Origin of the sequence: Salinisphaera sp. T31B1, from assembly GCF_040361275.1 — a bacterium.
GTDB lineage: Bacteria > Pseudomonadota > Gammaproteobacteria > Nevskiales > Salinisphaeraceae > Salinisphaera.
Window position 1 is genome coordinate 22,012 of the sequence record NZ_APNH01000005.1, and the last position, 16,560, is coordinate 38,571.

13 protein-coding genes are annotated in these 16,560 nt (G+C 64.1%); 11 read left to right on the forward strand and 2 right to left on the reverse strand.

What is annotated here, in order from left to right; genetic code table 11:
• The first annotated feature begins 162 nt into the window (after nt 1-162).
• The 9 genes from T31B1_RS16950 to T31B1_RS16990 all read left to right on the forward strand — a co-directional run bounded on the left by T31B1_RS16950 (nt 163) and on the right by T31B1_RS16990 (nt 11,215).
• Nucleotides 163-1,839 carry a long-chain fatty acid--CoA ligase gene (locus T31B1_RS16950; protein ID WP_353250722.1) on the forward strand — a complete coding sequence of 559 codons (1,677 nt, stop codon included), beginning with the start codon at nt 163-165 and terminating at the stop codon, nt 1,837-1,839.
• A gap of 137 nt (nt 1,840-1,976) precedes the next feature.
• Nucleotides 1,977-4,064, forward strand: coding sequence for a 3-hydroxyacyl-CoA dehydrogenase NAD-binding domain-containing protein (locus T31B1_RS16955; protein WP_353250723.1), 2,088 nt, complete (start codon nt 1,977-1,979; stop codon nt 4,062-4,064).
• 27 nt (nt 4,065-4,091) lie between these two features.
• On the forward strand, nt 4,092-5,270 hold the full coding sequence (locus T31B1_RS16960; protein WP_353250724.1) for an acyl-CoA dehydrogenase family protein: 1,179 nt from the start codon (nt 4,092-4,094) through the stop codon (nt 5,268-5,270).
• Between the two features lie 27 nt (nt 5,271-5,297).
• Nucleotides 5,298-6,449 (forward strand): acyl-CoA dehydrogenase family protein, encoded by a 1,152-nt coding sequence (locus T31B1_RS16965; protein WP_353250725.1) that lies wholly within the window; start codon nt 5,298-5,300, stop codon nt 6,447-6,449.
• 107 nt (nt 6,450-6,556) lie between these two features.
• Nucleotides 6,557-7,495: a ketopantoate reductase family protein gene (locus T31B1_RS16970; RefSeq protein ID WP_353250726.1), complete on the forward strand. Its 939-nt coding sequence runs from the start codon at nt 6,557-6,559 to the stop codon at nt 7,493-7,495.
• 103 nt (nt 7,496-7,598) lie between these two features.
• Nucleotides 7,599-8,711 carry a histone deacetylase family protein gene (locus T31B1_RS16975; RefSeq protein WP_353250727.1) on the forward strand — a complete coding sequence of 371 codons (1,113 nt, stop codon included), beginning with the start codon at nt 7,599-7,601 and terminating at the stop codon, nt 8,709-8,711.
• On the forward strand, nt 8,708-9,181 hold the full coding sequence (locus tag T31B1_RS16980) for a GNAT family N-acetyltransferase (RefSeq protein ID WP_353250728.1): 474 nt from the start codon (nt 8,708-8,710) through the stop codon (nt 9,179-9,181). Before T31B1_RS16975 ends, T31B1_RS16980 begins: the two co-directional genes overlap by 4 nt.
• A 192-nt stretch (nt 9,182-9,373) precedes the next feature.
• A complete protein-coding gene (locus T31B1_RS16985; protein ID WP_353250729.1) occupies nt 9,374-10,978 on the forward strand; it encodes a class I adenylate-forming enzyme family protein in 1,605 nt (534 codons plus the stop codon).
• Between the two features lie 78 nt (nt 10,979-11,056).
• Nucleotides 11,057-11,215: a DUF2256 domain-containing protein gene (locus T31B1_RS16990; protein WP_353250730.1), complete on the forward strand. Its 159-nt coding sequence runs from the start codon at nt 11,057-11,059 to the stop codon at nt 11,213-11,215.
• 611 nt (nt 11,216-11,826) lie between these two features.
• Here the strand turns inward: T31B1_RS16990 and T31B1_RS16995 are convergent.
• Nucleotides 11,827-13,272, reverse strand: coding sequence for an alanine/glycine:cation symporter family protein (locus T31B1_RS16995; RefSeq protein WP_353250731.1), 1,446 nt, complete (start codon nt 13,270-13,272; stop codon nt 11,827-11,829).
• A gap of 383 nt (nt 13,273-13,655) precedes the next feature.
• On the reverse strand, nt 13,656-14,156 hold the full coding sequence (locus T31B1_RS17000; protein WP_353250732.1) for an OsmC family protein: 501 nt from the start codon (nt 14,154-14,156) through the stop codon (nt 13,656-13,658).
• A 234-nt stretch (nt 14,157-14,390) separates the two neighbouring features.
• On the opposite strand from T31B1_RS17000, the gene T31B1_RS17005 reads away from it, so the two are divergent.
• Nucleotides 14,391-15,809 carry a dynamin family protein gene (locus T31B1_RS17005; RefSeq protein WP_353250733.1) on the forward strand — a complete coding sequence of 473 codons (1,419 nt, stop codon included), beginning with the start codon at nt 14,391-14,393 and terminating at the stop codon, nt 15,807-15,809.
• 222 nt (nt 15,810-16,031) lie between these two features.
• Complete coding sequence (locus T31B1_RS17010; protein WP_353250734.1) at nt 16,032-16,547, forward strand: hypothetical protein; 516 nt, start codon at nt 16,032-16,034, stop codon at nt 16,545-16,547.
• Nucleotides 16,548-16,560: the final 13 nt, after the last annotated feature.

Genomic DNA, 16,560 nt, shown 5'->3' on the forward strand with positions numbered 1-16,560 from the left:
TTTCGAAACGGCGTTTCAGGAAATTTTGACGGCCTGCAGACTTGCTGCCAGAGTTTGAGGCCATCGAATGTATCGGCTACAGATCGTGGGCAACAGGCACACCACAACGCGACGCCCGATACGAGCGAGCCGCCATTGACCTGATTCGAGGAGATCGTTGCCATGTTCGACCGGCATCATGCCGTCTGGCCTGAAGGCCTGCCCCATCATCTGGGCCTGCCGCAGACCAGCCTCTATAGCAATCTTGCCATCTCAGCGCTGCGCTATCCCGAGCGGCCGGCCATCATCTATTACGACACGCCGTTGAGCTATCGCCAGCTCGACGCCGAGGTTCAGGCGTTGGCGGGTTATCTCCAGCAGCGCGGCGTGGCCGCCGGCGATCGGGTGCTGCTGTTCATGCAGAACGCACCGCAGTTCGTGATCGGCTACTACGCAATACTGCGTGCCAACGCCGTGGTGGTCCCGGTCAACCCGATGAACCGCAGCGTCGAGCTCGAGCACTATGCCGAGGATACCGACGCCACCCTGTGTCTGTGCGGCCAGGAACGTTTCGAAGCGGTGGCGCCGCTGCTCGAATCCGGCCGGCTGGCGCATGCCGTGGTGGCCACCTACGGTGATTACGTCTCCGGCGAGACCGATCTGGATCTGCCGGCCGAGGTCGCGGCCACCGCCACGCCGATCGATGCCGGCAACGCCATCCACTGGTCGGCGGCGATCGCGGCCGGGCACGTACCGGGCGAGCTGACCGTCGGACCCGATGATCTGGCGGTGCTGCCCTACAGTTCCGGTACCACCGGTGCGCCGAAGGGCTGCATGCACACGCATGGCACGGTCATGGCCACCGCGGTGCAAAGTGTCTACTGGAGCCGTAGCACCTCGGAAGGCAAGTCGCTGGCCACGTTGCCGTACTTTCATGTCACCGGCATGCAGAACGGCATGAACGCGCCGATCTTCATCGGCTCGACAGTGGTTCTGATGACGCGCTGGGAACGGCGCACGGCTGCGACGTTGATCGAGCGTTATCGAATCACCCGCTGGACCAATATCGTGACCATGGCCATCGACATGCTCGCCGATCCGGAGATCGAGCGCTTCGACCTGTCGAGCCTGGAGAACATCGGCGGTGGGGGCGCGGCCATGCCCGAGGCCGTCTCGGAGAAGCTCTTCAAGCTGACGGGCCTGCGCTATATCGAGGGCTACGGGTTGTCGGAGACCATCGCCGGGACGCATATCAACCCGTTCGACGGGCCCAAGCCACAGTGTCTGGGCATTCCCGTGTTCGATGTGGATTCACGCATTATCGATACCGAGACGCTGGCGGAATTGGGTCCGAATCAGGTCGGCGAGATCGTTACCCGCGGGCCCCAGGTGTTCATTGGCTACTGGCGCCGGCCCGAGGCAACCGAGGCCGCCTTCATCGATATCGACGGGCACCCGTTCTTCCGGACCGGTGATATCGGCTACTACGACGAGCAGGGATATTTCTTTCTTGTCGATCGGGTCAAGCGCATGATCAATGCCTCGGGCTATAAGGTATGGCCAGCCGAGGTGGAAAGCCTGATGTATCGACACCCGGATATCCGCGAAGCCTGCATCATTTCTACGCCGCACGCGCGCCGCGGTGAGAGCGTCAAGGCCTGTGTGGTACTCGTCGACGAGGCCGTGGGGCGGGTCGACGGCGCGGATATCCGCCAGTGGTGTCGCGACAACATGGCAGCCTACAAGGTCCCGCAGGTCGTCGAGATCTGCCAAGCGCTGCCCCGTTCGCCGACCGGCAAGGTGATGTGGCGCGCTTTGCAGGAGGCCGAATGGCCCGGCGACGACGCGGCCAATGGCTGATGCCGGGCAACGCCCAAAACAAAACACCGTTTCACAATAATTGATTTCCGCCAGGCTTTTCGTTTAGCTTGGCATCCAGCCAAACTGCCGAACGCGCGTTCGTTGCGCGCGGCGGCTGTCATCTACAAGGAGCCCTTATGAGCGATGTCGTGTCCTACCAGTGCGAAGACGGGATTGGTGTCATCACGATCGACAACCCGCCGGTCAACGCCCTCGGGCATGCCGTGCGAGCGGGTATCCTGGAAGCCCTCGATCAGGGCATGGCCGACGATTCGGCGCAGGCACTGATGATCATCGGCGGCGGGCGTACCTTCCCGGCCGGGGCCGATATCCGCGAGTTCGGTCAGACCCCGAAAGAACCCGCGCTGCCGGACGTCATCAACCGTCTGGAAGCCAGTGACAAGATCCTGGTGGCTGCCGTGCACGGCACTGCGTTGGGTGGCGGCATGGAGATCACCCTCGGCTGCGACTACCGCGTTGCGCTCGATTCGGCGAAGATGGGGCTGCCCGAAGTCAACCTGGGCCTGCTCCCCGGCGCCGGTGGCACCCAGCGCTTGCCGCGTCTGATCGGCGCTCGGGCTGCGCTGGACGCCATTGTCTCGGGCAAGCCGATGAAAGCCGCCCAGCTCGAGAAGATGGGCGTGGTCGATCACGTGGTCAGCGGCGATCTCAAGAGCGAAGCACTGGCCTACGCCAAGCAGCTCGTGGCCGATGGTGCCGCCCGGCGGCCGGTGCGCGATCGCGACGTGGAGAAGGAAAGCGCCGACGTATTCAGCGACTACGCGCAGTCGATCGCGCGCAAGAAGCGCGGTTTTCTGGCGCCATTCCATTGCATCAAGGCCGTGCAGGCCGCCACCGAGCTGGATTTCGACGCCGGGCTCAAACGTGAGCGCGAGTTGTTCACCGAACTGCTGAATTCGCCGCAGTCGGCGGCACAGCGTCATGTGTTCTTCGCCGAGCGCGAAGTCGCCAAGGTTCCGGGAATCGCCAAGGACACGGCCAAGCGCGAGATCAAGCAGGTCGGCATCATCGGCGCTGGAACCATGGGCGGCGGTATCGCCATGAACTTCCTTAACGCGGGCATTCCGGTGCGGCTGCTGGAGATGAAGCAGGAAGCGCTCGACAAGGGCGTTGCGATCATTCGAAAGAACTACGAAGCGACCGCCAAGAAAGGCCGTATCAGCAGCGAGCAGGTCGAAAAATGCATGGCGCTGCTCGATACCACGCTCTCCTATGACGATCTCGCCGAGGTGGATCTCGTCATCGAGGCGGTGTTCGAGAACATGAAGGTCAAGAAAGAGGTCTTCGGCACGCTCGATCGCGTCTGCAAGAAGGGCGCGATTCTGGCAACCAATACCTCGACGCTGGACGTCGACGAGATCGCCCGCGCGACTTCGCGCGCCGAAGACGTCATCGGCATGCATTTCTTCTCGCCGGCCAACGTCATGAAGCTGCTGGAAAACGTCCGCGGCGAGGCGACATCGGACGAAGTGATCGCTACGGTCATGGATCTGTCCAAGCGTATCGGCAAGGTCGGCGTGCTCGTCGGCGTGTGCTACGGCTTCGTGGGCAACCGTATCCTGCACAAGCGTCAGAGCCAGGCGGTATCCCTGGTCAATCAGGGCGCGACCCCGGCACAGGTCGACAAGGTGCTGTACGACTTCGGCTTCCCCATGGGCCCGTTCGCCATGTGGGATCTGGCGGGGCTGGATGTCGGCTATCGCATCCGCGAGGGGCTGCGTGAATCCGACCCGGCCAATGCACCGGCACGCAACTGGCTCGACGAGCTCGTCGAAGCCGACCGCTACGGTCAGAAGACCCAGGCCGGCGTGTTCGATTATGCCGAGGGCGATCGCACGCCCAAGCCGTCGGACGTGACCGCCGCCGAGATCGAAAAATATCGGGCCGAGCAGGGAATCGACACCCGCGAGGTCGGCGATACCGAGATCCTCGAGCGCTGTCTTTACGTCATGGTCAACGAAGGGGCGCGTATTCTCGAAGAAGGTATCGCCATGCGTCCGCTGGATATCGATATCGTATGGATCTATGGCTACGGCTTTCCCGTTTACCAGGGCGGGCCAATGTTCTGGGCCGATCAGATCGGGCTCGACAAGGTGCTCGCCAAGATCAAGCAGTTCTACGACGAAACCGGCCACGACGACTGGAAACCGTCGCCGCTGCTGGAAAAACTCGCCAATGAAGGAAAGGGCTTCGGCGACCTGTAAGGCGTCGACACCGCGGAGACAGTATCAATGGAAATCGATTACAACGACGCCGAACGCGCTTTCCGTGATGAAGTGCGCGCTTTCCTGGCCGATAACCTGCCCTCGAGCATCTCCTATAAGGTCAAGCAGTCCGAGCGGCTGACGCCGGAAGAGACCGTACAGTGGCATAAGATTCTCGGTGAAAAAGGCTGGCTGGCCATGCACTGGCCGGTCGAATATGGCGGGCCGGGCTGGAGCCCGATCCAGAAGCATATCTTCGAGGAAGAATCGGCCGAGGCCGGCGCGCCCCGGCTGTTGCCATTCGGTATCAACATGGTCGCCCCGGTGATCATGAAGTTCGGCACCCAGGCCCAGAAGAACTATTACCTGCCCCGTATCCTCAAGATGGAGGACTGGTGGTGTCAGGGCTATTCCGAGCCGGGCGCCGGTTCGGACCTGGCCAGCCTGAAGACCCGGGCAGTGCGCGAGGGCGATCATTACATCGTCAACGGCCAGAAAACCTGGACGACCCTCGGCCAGCACGCGAACATGATGTTCAATCTCGTGCGTACCGATCCCAACGTCAAGAAGCAGGAGGGCATCTCTTTTCTGCTGATCGACATGAACACGCCCGGTGTGACCGTACGCCCGCTGATCACCCTCGACGGCGAGCACGAGGTCAACGAAGTGTTCTTCGACGACGTCAAGGTGCCGGTCGACAACCTGGTCGGCGAAGAGAACAAGGGCTGGACCTGTGCGAAGTACCTGCTCACCTTCGAGCGTACCGGGATTGCAGGGGTGGGTATTTCCAAGGCCGCGCTGGCCGATCTCAAGGAGATCGCCCATACCCAGATCGTGCACGGCCGGCCGCTGATCGAGCAGCCGAGTTTCGCCGAGCGACTGGCGGATCTGGAAATCGAGCTGATGGCTGTCGAGATGACCAATCTGCGGACCGTCGCAGCTGCAGAAGCCGGCGGTGTGCCGGGCGCGGAGAGTTCGTTTCTCAAGATCATGGGTACGGAAGTCCGGCAGGCGATCTCCGATCTCTACCGCGAGGCTGCCGGGCCGCACGCGCTCGCCTTCCAGCCGCATGCGGAGGATCCGGTCGGGCCCGAGTTCGCAGCGCCTGCCGCACCGAGCTATTTCAATCTGCGCAAGCTCTCGATCTTCGGCGGATCTAACGAGATCCAGAAGAACATCATTTCCAAGGCCATTCTGGGCCTTTAAGCCCAGGCCTCGAACGAGACAGACACCATGGATTTCAGTTACAGCGACGAGCAGCGCATGCTCAAGGACATGGTCGACCGCGTCGTGGCCGACCAGTACGACTTCGAGTCGCGCAACGCGATCGTCAATTCCGAGGCCGGCTTCTCGGCCGATGTGTGGAACCAGTTCGCCGAGCTCGGCCTGCTGGCAGTGCCGTTTTCCGAGGCCGCAGGCGGTTTCGATGGCGGCGGCGCCGAGCTGATGGTCGTGGCCGAGGGTTTCGGTCGTGGTCTGGTGGTCGAGCCGTATCTATCCAGCGTGGTGCTGGCCGGCACCTTCATCGATGCCATTGCAGCCGACGAGCGCGCCGCCGAGCTCATCGAGCCGATCGTCTCGGGCCAGACACGCTATACGCTGGCCTGCTACGAGGCGGCCGGCCGCTACGATCCGTACTGGGTCGAGACAACCGCGCAGGCCACCGATGGCGGGTTCACGCTGAACGGCACCAAGGCCGTAGTGCTCAACGGCGACAGCGCCGACCAGCTGATCGTGATCGCTCGTACGGCCGGCGAGACGGATTCGCCCGACGGGCTGAGCGCATTTGTCGTCGATGCAAACGCTGACGGCGTGACGCGTCGGGGCTATCCGACCATCGATGGACACCGTGCTGCCGACATCACGCTGGTCGATGTGACGGTGTCCGCCGAAGCGCTGCTTGGCGAGCCGGGCCAGGCCGCCTCTGCGCTGGAATACGCGATCGACCGCGGTATTGTAGCGCTGTGTTCGGAGGCCGCCGGGGCGATGGAAGTTGCCTGTGATCTGACCTTGCAGTATCTCAAGGATCGCAAGCAGTTCGGCGTGCCTATCGGCAGTTTCCAGGCGCTGCAGCACCGTATGGTGGATATGCGGATGGCGCTTGAAAAGGTCCGCTCGCTGACGCTGTGGGCGGCCTGCTCGCTGGAATCCCCCGAAGCCGAGCGGCGTCAGCGTCTGTCGGCGGCTAAGGCGATGGTCGGCAAGGCCGGTCGCAAGGTGGCCGAAGAGGCAATCCAGCTGTTCGGCGGCATGGGCATGATGGAAGAGTCGGCGATCTCGCACTATGCCAAGCGAATCGTGATGATCGACCACTATCTGGGCGATCGCGAATATCACATGGCCAAGCTTCGTGATATGACCCTGGCTGGGCGCGACGCCGCCTGACCCGGGCGCTTTCTAGGCGGCTTTGCGCGATCCCCTGACGGCCGGCATCATTGCCGGCCGTTTTGTTTGTGGCGCCGGCGACCGGCGCGGTGAGACAAGGAACCCCCATGGCAGACAAACCCAGTATCGTCATCATCGGCGCCGGCGCGATCGGCAGTTTCTACGGCGCCATCCTCAAGCGCGCCGGCTGTGCGGTCAGCGTCGTGCTGCGCAGCGAATACGACGCCGTGCAGGACGCCGGCTTCGTCATCGACAGCCCGCTCGGGAACCTGTCGTATCGTCCGGATCGTATCTATCGCGACGGTGAGACGCCCGACCAGGCGCCCGATTACGTGATCTGTTGCGTGAAGGTGCTGCCCGGCATCGACCGCGCTCGGCTGCTGTCACCCTGGGTCGGTGAGGGCACCCGTATCGTGCTGATCGAAAACGGAATCGATATCGAGCCCGAGATTGCACGGGCGTTTCCCGAGCAGGCGCTGATCAGCTGCCTGGCCTTCATTGCGGTCAGCCGCACCGCCCCCGGCAAGATCGAGCACAAGGCCTTCGGCCAACTCACCATGGGCGCATGGCCACAAGGGGTCAGCGACGACTGTCGCACGCTCGAAGCCCTGTTCGTCGAAGGCGGTATCCATATCAAGCTGGCCGAGCAGGTCGTGGGGGAGCGCTGGCGCAAGAGCCTGTGGAACACGCCGTTCAACCCGCTGTCCGTGCTGGCCGGCGGCGCGGATACGGTGACGCTTCTCGACAGTCCCGGCGGTGAACGGCTGGCACGCGAGATGATGGCCGAGGTCGTGGCGGTGGCGGCCGCCGACGGCCATGCGTTGCCTGAAGACGCCATCGACAAGAACATCGCCGGCACGCGCAAGATGCCGGCCTACCGCAACAGCATGGCACTGGATTATCTGGCCGGTCGGCCGATGGAGATCGAGGCGATCCTGGGCAACGTGGTGGCTCTGGCTGAACGCCATGGGGTCGATGTACCCAGGCTTCGGACCATGCATGTCGCTTTGACGATGCGTGACGTTCAGGCCGCCAAGGACAGCTGATCGCATCGCGCGCGGAAATATCCGGGCGACAGGGGCAGGAGACATCGCTATTACTGTTTTGCGACGTTATGCTGCCTAGCGATGCTTCCAGGAGACTCGAGCTGTGGTAGGCGATAGAGACGTACTGGTGATCTATGACGAGCGGGTGCTGCTGCACCGGCCCGAGGCCGAAGAGCCCTTTCTGCCGGGCCGCATGGAAAAGCGGATCCGCAGCATTCTGGACGGACTGGGCCTGAGTGCCGAGGCCAAGTGGAGCTATCCGGAGCATCCCGGCCGGGTGACGGCCGTGGCCGACCTGCTGCGTGCCGAGCCGGTCGCCGGCGTACGTATGGCCACGGGTCAGGCGGCCACGCGCGAGCAGTTGGCGCGTGTGCATACCGTGTCATACCTCGAAAGCCTGTACGAGCTCGAGGGCAAGCAGGCCTGGCTGGACGTGGATACCACCGCAGTCTCGGCGGGCAGCCTGGATGCCGCCGAGGTGGCCGCCGGCTCGGCGATCGCCGCCGTGGATGCCGTGTTCGACGGGAGTGCCCGATCGGCATTCGTGATCAGCCGGCCGCCCGGCCACCACGCCAACGCGGTGCGCGCGCGGGGTTTCTGTCTGTTCAACAACATTGCGGTGGCGGCTGCCCACGCCCAGTTCCAGTGGGATATCGAGCGCGTGCTGATCATCGACTGGGATGCCCATCATGGCAACGGCACGCAGGATATATTCGCCGCCGATCCGAGCGTCATGTTCTTCGATACGCATCGGGCCGCACCGTTCTACCCCGGTACCGGCAGCATGGAGGAGATCGGCGAGGGCCTGGGCGAAGGCACCACCGTGAATGTGCCGCTGCCCGAGGATGCCGGCGATCTGGCACTGGTCGCGGCGTTCGAGAATATCCTCGTGCCGGCCGTGGAATGGTTCAAACCCGAGCTGATCCTGGTCTCCGCCGGCATGGACGCGCATCGCAACGAACTGTGTCTGCAGATGAGTTACGACGGCTACAGTGCGCTGACCGGCATCGTCCAGCGTCTGGCCGACAAATACTGTGATGGGCGTCTGGTGATGGCCCTGGAAGGCGGCTATAACCCGGATACGCTAGCCAAGTGCACGCGGCGCGTGCTCGAAGTCATGGCCGGTGGCGAGCCGGCGGTTCCGCGCGAGCCCGGCATGGAAGAGGTCGCCGAGATCGCCGAATTCCATCAGTCTGCGTTTGCGGATATGGAATGAGCCCGCGCGAACGCGATGAGCCGGCGGATACCGGGCCGGTCCTCGCGCTGGCTCCGGTGACCCAGCGGAACTGGCAGCACTGTATTCATCTGCAGCTGGCACCGGACCAGACCCACCGGCTGGCCTCCAACCTGTATTCGCTGGCCGAAGCCTATGTCGAGCCAAGGTGTACGCCGCGCGCGATCTATGCCGACGCGCAGATGATCGGCTTTGTCATGTACGAGTTCTACGAGCACAGCGGCGCGTTCAGTATTCCGCGCTTCATGATCGATGTCCGCTGGCAAGGCTACGGCTATGGCCGCCGTGCGATGCGTCTGATCGTGGATACGCTCAAGAGCGAACGGCCCGATGCGCCCATTCTGATCAGCCTCACTCCGGACAACATCGCCGCACGCCGACTCTATGAAGCGGTCGGCTTCGAGGATACCGGCCGGCACAGCCACGGCGAGGACGTGCTGCGCCACCCCTGATCTGTCAGAACGGGGGCAGAGCGCTGATGGCTCGACTGCGCGGTTCGGGCAGGGCACGACGCGCGCCCAGGCGGCATGTGGCCCGCGCGTGTGTCGCTAGGGTCAGGGGTGGAGCGCACGCCGCGCCAGGGCGCCAGCGATCGAAAAACGAAGTTCTACCGGATAACAATCCATTGCGTTCGAGGGTAAGAGATGGGGAATTATGTCGCCACGATGGCCGTCCATGCACCGCGGGTTGTCGACGAGCCGTTCGTGGGCATGGGCGAGCAGATCCAGCGCCTCGCCCGAAGCCAGCCGAACCGCGTGGCGCTCATCGATGCCGGCGCCGAGATATCGTGGGCGGCGCTGGTCGCTCGGGCCAACCGTATCGCCAACCGCCTGCGCGAGGCCGGGATGACGGTCGGCGACATGGTCGCCGGGCTATCGGAGAACAGCGCCGATTACATCGCTTTGTATCTGGGCGTGCTGACTGCCGGCGGGTGCATGGTGCCGTTGTCCGGCATGGCCAGCGGCGACGCGCTGGCGCTGATGATCAACGACTGTGACGCGGAATTCCTGTTCGTATCGGCACACAATGCGCCGCTGCTGGCCGAGGTGGGAGACCGCCTGAGCCGTATTCCGCCGGCGGCGCGCATCGGCCTCGACGAGCCGTTGCCCGACAGTGGCCTGAATCTGGACAGCTGGCTGGGCGATATAGACGATACCGCATCGCCAGCGGCGGTGACTCCGGACGATCCGTTCAATCTCATATACAGCTCCGGGACCACCGGCACGCCGAAAGGCATTCTGCACGACCATCGGTTTCGCTACCGGCAGCTGTCTCGGATGGGCGCCTACGGGCTGGGCGCCGGTGCGATCAATCTCGTGTCCACGCCGCTGTATTCCAACACCACTTTGGTGTCGGCGCTGGCCACGCTGTTTCATGGCGGTACGCTCGTGCTCATGGCCCGGTTCGAGACGAGCCGGTTCCTGGCGCTGTCCGAACGGTACCGCGTGACCCATGCGATTCTGGTGCCGGTACAGTTCCAGCGCCTGCTGGACGATCCCGAGTTCGACCGGTTCGACCTGTCGAGCTTCGAACTCAAGCTGTCCACCGGAGCGCCCCTACACAGCGAACTCATCGGCCGCGTCATGGCGCGCTGGCCTGGCAACCTGCGCGAGCTGTACGGGCTGACCGAAGGCGGTATCAATGCCAGCCTGGATTGCGCTGCTTATCCCGACAAATGGGATACCGTCGGCCAGCCGACGGCCGGGGCCGAGATCCGCGTGATCGACGAGCACGGCCGGCCGCTGGCACGCGGCGAGGTCGGCGAACTGGTCGGCCGCGCGCCGAGCATGATGCGCGGCTACTATCATCGTGAAGCCGAGACAGCGGCGATGTTGTGGACGAGTCCGGAAGGCTCGGTGTTCTATCGCAGCGGGGATATCGGCCGCGTCGACGAGGACGGCTTCGTGCACATACTCGGTCGGCGCAAGGACGTGATCGTCTCGGGCGGATTCAACATCTATGCGGTGGATATCGAGGACCTGCTCGGCCAGCACCCCTCGGTGGCCGATGTGGCCGTGATCGGCATTCCCAGCTCGCGCTGGGGCGAAACACCGCTGGCGTTGGTCGTGTTGCGACCGGGGGCGACCGCAGGCTGCGAGGAACTGCTCGCCTGGGCCAACGACCGACTCGGAAAGACTCAGCGGCTGGCCGGCGTCGAGTACCGTGACGCGTTAGCGCGCAGCGCGGTAGGCAAGATTCTCAAACGCGAGCTGCGCGCACCGTATTGGTCCGACGACGAGCCGACCTGATCGCAGACAAGCATCCGGCGCGCCGGGACGCTGCGTAGGCCGGTGACCCCTTCTATTTGGAAGCCGCCCGTGGCCCGCATGCGTAAAAAGGCCGATCTGCCGGAAAAACCATGCCTGTATTGCGGGCGGCCGTTCACCTGGCGGCGCAAATGGGCCCGCGACTGGCACGCGGTACGCTATTGCAGCAAAGCCTGTCGCGCCGCGGCCAGGCGCGCTGCCCACCGAGCCGGATCCTAGCCCCCCGGAGACGTTTTTGAACGCCCACGGCGGCCTGGTATCGCTCGCCCAGTTCGGTTGCCGGCCCCGCGCGACTGATCGAACATGCCGGTTTCGTCATCGGTTCGGGCTTCACCGGACACATCGGGGCGGTGTGCATGCCCCGGGCGGCTTGTTGCAGACGGCGCCGGGGTTGGCCTGTCCTTTTCTGAGGCCGACCGATGGCGTCAGATAAGGGCGCTGATACCCACTGCAAGTGGCCGAGCATGCCGGCACTATCATCGGATGTGTCCGCCTGAATGCGGCCCGGCAGGGCCAGCGGGTTGATCACGCCGTGCGGGCCGCCAGATGGTCACGGCCTGATTTCGCCGCATCGGCTCGTTCGCTGTTATGCGCGGTTAGGCCGATCGCGCCCCATTTGGCATGTCGCGCAATAGCGGCGCGAGTTCCCTGGGGCTCGAATCGACGGGTAGGGGATGGGACTACTCGCCGGGTCCGAGAACGACTATATCCCGGCCACACACAGCGCATCTGCCCGCATTGGCCTGCGCGCTGCGCGCGGTTGGGTGCGGTGACGAGATGTCGGTAGAGGCCGGGCGAGGCGGCCCGAGCGGCTGCCTCGCCCCGGTTGGCTAGTTGCCTTCGCGTTCGGCGGCGACGTCCTTGTTCCAGATCGTTTCGTCGATCTTGCCGGCAAGCTCCGGATACTGCTTGACCCGGAACAGTGGCTCGACGCCCTGACGGCGCTGCTCGAAATAATCCCGGGTGAGGGTGATGACCGTTTTCGACAGGATCAGGATGGCCACCAGGTTGATCACAGCCATGGTCGCCATAGTTGCGTCTGCGAAGTTGAACACGGTCTGTACTGGTTGAATCGCACCCCATATGACCATTGCCAGCGCCCCGATCTTGAGCACGGTCAGGGAACTACGCTGGCCCAGTCCCAGAAACTCCATTGCGTTTTCGGCATAGGAATAGTTGCCCAGAATCGAGGTGAAGGCGAAAAAGAAGATCGCTACCGCGGCGAATATGGGCCCGGCGGTGCCGATATGGGCACTGAGCGCGTTCTGAGTCAGCTCCATGCCGGTGACGCCATCCGGGCCGTAATCGACAGCACCAGAGAGCAGAATCATCAGCGCGGTGGCAGTACAGATCAGCAGCGTGTCGATGAATACGCCCAGACCCTGTACCAGCCCCTGGCTGGATGGGTGATGCGGATCCGGGACCGCCACGGCCGCGATGTTCGGCGCCGAGCCCATGCCGGCTTCATTCGAGAACATGCCCCGCTTCACGCCGTTGAGCAGCGTGGCCATGATGCCGCCGGTAAAGCCGGAAGCGGCTTCGTTGAAGCCGAACGCCGACTTGACGATGAGTGCGAGTACGCCGGGAACTTCGGTGATGTGAATCGCGACCACGTACAGCGCCAAAAGAAGATAGACACCGGCCATCACCGGCACCACTTTCTCGGCGACGTTGGCGATGGAACGGATGCCGCCGAACATCACCACGCCGGCAATCACGGCCACTACGATGCCGGTGGCCAGCTTGGGTACGGAGAACGCCGATTCCATGGCGTCCGCGATCGAGTTGGACTGGACCGCCGAGAACACCAGCCCGAACGTGGCCAGCAGGCAGATCGAGAACGCGATGCCCATGGCGCGCGAGCCGATGCCTTTCTGCATGTAGAAGGCCGGGCCGCCGCGGTACTGGGAGTCGGCGTTGCGCACCTTGTACAGCTGCGCCAGCGTGGACTCCGAGTAGGCCGTGGCGATACCCACGAGCGCGACCATCCACATCCAGAACACTGCGCCCGGGCCACCGAGGTAGATCGCCACGGCCACGCCGGCCAGGTTCCCCGTGCCGACCCGCGACGCCAGGCTGACGGTCAACGCCTGCACCGGAGAGATGCCGTTATCGGTCGCCCCCCGTGAGCCGATGATGACCCGGAAGAACTCGGTGACATGCCGGAACTGGATAAAACCCAGCCGGAACGTGAAGAACACGCCCGTGGCGAGCAGACCGTATACCAGGACATAGCCCCAGAGCAGGCTATTGACGAAATCGATGATCGCGGACATCACATCCCCCTTGAAGATGGCCGCGCGGGTATGCGGCCGATATGCGTGGCCCGATGGCACACAACCCTGTCGACTATCGGCCCTGCTCGTCGGGGCCGCTACGCGACCATCGGCTGATAGAACAGGCTCTGCCTGTGTACAGCAAGAAAGAGGCCAGCTGCCCGCGGGCCGTGCCCAGACCAGACCGATCCAGATAGAGCCTGCGGCCGAAGCCGGTCGGTGTCGATGCCTGGCGTTCGTGCCGGGGCGCAGCCTAGCGTGCGGGCGATATCCGACTGCCCGGCCGGTCCCGAACTCGACCGGCCCTCGGGTCAGCTCGGCGCGGCCTCCGAACGCACCCGAGCCGGCTTACCCGCGGCGCGCAGAGCTGCCGGGCCGGGGCGCTAGGCGCGGCGCACGCTCAAGCTGGGTGGCTGGCTGATTGTCTGCAGCACCACGCAATAGCGCTCGGTCAGCTTGAGCAGGGTTGCGATCTGGTCGTTGTCTGCGTCGGTGTCCAGCGCGAAGCTCAGTGCGATGGACTTGAACCCTACCGGCACGGTCCTGTCGACGCCGAGCGTGCCCCGGAAATCCAGAGTGCCTTCGGCATGGATGTCCGCATCGCGCAATTCGATACCCATCGAGGTAGCGACGGCGTTGAGGGTGACCCCGGCACAGGCCACCAGTGCTTCGAGCAGCATATCGCCCGAGCACAGGCTCCGGCCATCGCCGCCACTGGCCGGATGCAGTCCCGCCTGGGCCATGGCCTGGCCGGTCTGTACGCGGCAGGTTACGCCTTCAGCGAGGCGCCCGCTCGCGCTGAGCGTGACCGTGGCCGCGTCGGGCTCCTCGCGATAACGGGCTTTCAAGGGGGCCTGGGCGGCCTTGAGGTCTTCACCACGCATGACGGTCTCCTCGATGGTCCTGCTCCGATCAGCCGGTTTTCCTGGCCACGATTCCGATACTAGCCCGACACCCGATCCATCCGCCAAGCCTGAGTCGTCGACGCGCGACAACGACGCCGGCCGGAGGACGATCGCCTGCCGGTCAGCCGGGTTACCGTGGCCGGGTGATCGCGTAGGATAGTGCGGCTGCCGTCCATCGGGGACGGCTGTGCGTCGGTTTCCAAGAGAGTGCCCATGAGTTCATCCGCGCCCGCTGCTACCCGTACGGATTCGCTGGAAGCCCATTTGAAGCGTGAAAACCCGCTGCTGCTGGAACCGCTGGCCGAATTCCGCCGGCTGGACGCCATTGCGCGTCGCATGGGCCTGCTCGCCCGGCACGAGAGTTTCACACGGCGCGTGCCGTGGTGGCCGGTGATCTCGCTGCTGGGCACCTTTTCGGCGGGCAAGTCGAGTTTCATCAACAGCTATGTCGGCAAGAATCTTCAGCGCACCGGCAACCAGGCCGTCGACGACCGGTTTTCGGTGATCTGCTACGGCGAGGACGCGGAACCGCGGACGCTGCCCGGTTCGGCGCTGGATGCCGATCTGCGGTTTCCCTTCTACCGAATCAGCGGTGATATCGACGATGTGGCCGCCGGAGAAGGCCAGCGCATCAACAACTATCTGCAGTTGCGCACCTGTCAGTCCGAGGCCGTACGCGGCAAGATCCTGCTCGACTCGCCCGGCTTCGATGCGGACAGCCAGCGTTCTGCGACGCTGCGTATCACCGATCGGATCATCGACCTGTCCGATCTGGTACTGGTGTTCTTCGATGCGAGACATCCGGAGCCGGGTGCAATGCGCGACACGCTCGAACACCTGGTCGCAAAGACCATCCACCGCGACGACGCGTCGAAGTTCGTGTTCGTGCTCAACCAGATCGATGCGACTGCGCGCGAAGACAATCCCGAGGATATCGTGGCCGCCTGGCAGCGGGCGCTGGCCTCCAGCGGGCTGACCGCCGGGCGATTTCTGCGGATCTATGACGAGGCGTCGGCGGCTCCGATCGAAAACGAGGCCTTGGCTCAGCGCTTCAAAGCCAAGAAGGATGAAGATCTGGCAGAGATCCATCGGCGGATGACCGGCGTCGAAGTCGATCGCGCCTACCGCGTGGTCGAGCTGATGACCAGCGCTGCCGACACGCTGGCCGGCGAGGCTGGGGTGGGTCATCTGCAAACCCTGCGAACACGTTGGCGCAATCGCACGCTGGCCTTTGACGCGTTGATCGCCGTGCCGTTGCTGGCCGGGGTCGCTGCGGCATTTGTCTGGGCGCCCCGGGCGACCCGCGAGCTTGGCGCCACGCTGTTGAGCGGCCGGCCGGCTGGCTGGCTCATGCTGGCGCTTATCGTCACCCTGCTGGGGGCGATCCACTTTGGGGTTCGTTCGCTGGTCGCCACGCGGATCGCGCGCTCTATCGCACCGGCCTCGCAGCAGCCGTTCGATCTGGATATACGCCGGGCGTTCGTGGCCAATACGCGCTGGTGGCGCAGTGTGTTCGGCGCGCATCCCAAGGGCTGGACGATGCTTGCACGGCGTCGTGTCGCCAAGATCCGCAGCAAGCAGGAGACGATCATCCGCCGACTCAACGATCGCTTCACCCAGCCGTCGGGTTGAGCGCGGCTGCCGGCGGGCCGCCGGGCGCTGCACGAATTCGATCCGGCGGACGCGCCGGGTCGAAGTGGTCGAGCCATCGCGATAATGGCCGGCGAAAGGCAACGTTATGTTTCGTAGATAAAAAATTGTTCCTCGCTGCATCTGCGAGGCGGTCGGTCATCGTACCCGCGACGGTTTTTGCAAACGTCGAGGAAGACAACGATGTCCTATCGATCAACTATCATGCTGACGCTTCTCAGCGGCCTGATCGCCGGCTGTGCCAGCCAGCCGCCCACCTTCGGCGATCGAGTGCTCGCCGACGGACAGAACCGGGTGGAAATCGCCCGCCAGTGGGAGCAAGGCAGCGAGGCGGCCAAGCGCGGCGAAGATCAGATCAAGCAGGGGCGGCGCCAGGTCGACAAGGGGCGCGCCGATCTTCGCGAGGGCCAGAAGCTGATCGCCACCGGCAACGCCGCCGTAAAGGAAAGCCGTCAGGCGTATCGATCGCTGGCACAGGCCGGCGAGGCCGCGGTATCGGCTCGGGATGCCGGTCAACGCAACAAGCGCCTGGAACGTATCGCCACCCGTTGGCGCGAAGGCGAAGACCGGATCCGTCAGGGGCGGGAACGCGTCGAGCGTGCCAACGAGCGAATCGAAAAGGGGCAGGACCAGCTGCGCCGGGGACAGCAGTTGATCGACCACGGTCGTGACCAGATGCAGGCTGCCGAAACCCGCTACCAGCGAAAGACACAATCATGAGTGCCCGGCGCAC

Coding starts and splice junctions, on each gene's coding strand:
- T31B1_RS16950 (WP_353250722.1), top strand. CDS start 163: ATGTTCGACCGGCATCATGCCGTCTGGCCTGAAGGCCTGCCCCATCAT.
- T31B1_RS16955 (WP_353250723.1), top strand. CDS start 1,977: ATGAGCGATGTCGTGTCCTACCAGTGCGAAGACGGGATTGGTGTCATC.
- T31B1_RS16960 (WP_353250724.1), top strand. CDS start 4,092: ATGGAAATCGATTACAACGACGCCGAACGCGCTTTCCGTGATGAAGTG.
- T31B1_RS16965 (WP_353250725.1), top strand. CDS start 5,298: ATGGATTTCAGTTACAGCGACGAGCAGCGCATGCTCAAGGACATGGTC.
- T31B1_RS16970 (WP_353250726.1), top strand. CDS start 6,557: ATGGCAGACAAACCCAGTATCGTCATCATCGGCGCCGGCGCGATCGGC.
- T31B1_RS16980 (WP_353250728.1), top strand. CDS start 8,708: ATGAGCCCGCGCGAACGCGATGAGCCGGCGGATACCGGGCCGGTCCTC.
- T31B1_RS16985 (WP_353250729.1), top strand. CDS start 9,374: ATGGGGAATTATGTCGCCACGATGGCCGTCCATGCACCGCGGGTTGTC.
- T31B1_RS16990 (WP_353250730.1), top strand. CDS start 11,057: ATGCGTAAAAAGGCCGATCTGCCGGAAAAACCATGCCTGTATTGCGGG.
- T31B1_RS16995 (WP_353250731.1), bottom strand. CDS start 13,272: ATGTCCGCGATCATCGATTTCGTCAATAGCCTGCTCTGGGGCTATGTC.
- T31B1_RS17000 (WP_353250732.1), bottom strand. CDS start 14,156: ATGCGTGGTGAAGACCTCAAGGCCGCCCAGGCCCCCTTGAAAGCCCGT.
- T31B1_RS17005 (WP_353250733.1), top strand. CDS start 14,391: ATGAGTTCATCCGCGCCCGCTGCTACCCGTACGGATTCGCTGGAAGCC.
- T31B1_RS17010 (WP_353250734.1), top strand. CDS start 16,032: ATGCTGACGCTTCTCAGCGGCCTGATCGCCGGCTGTGCCAGCCAGCCG.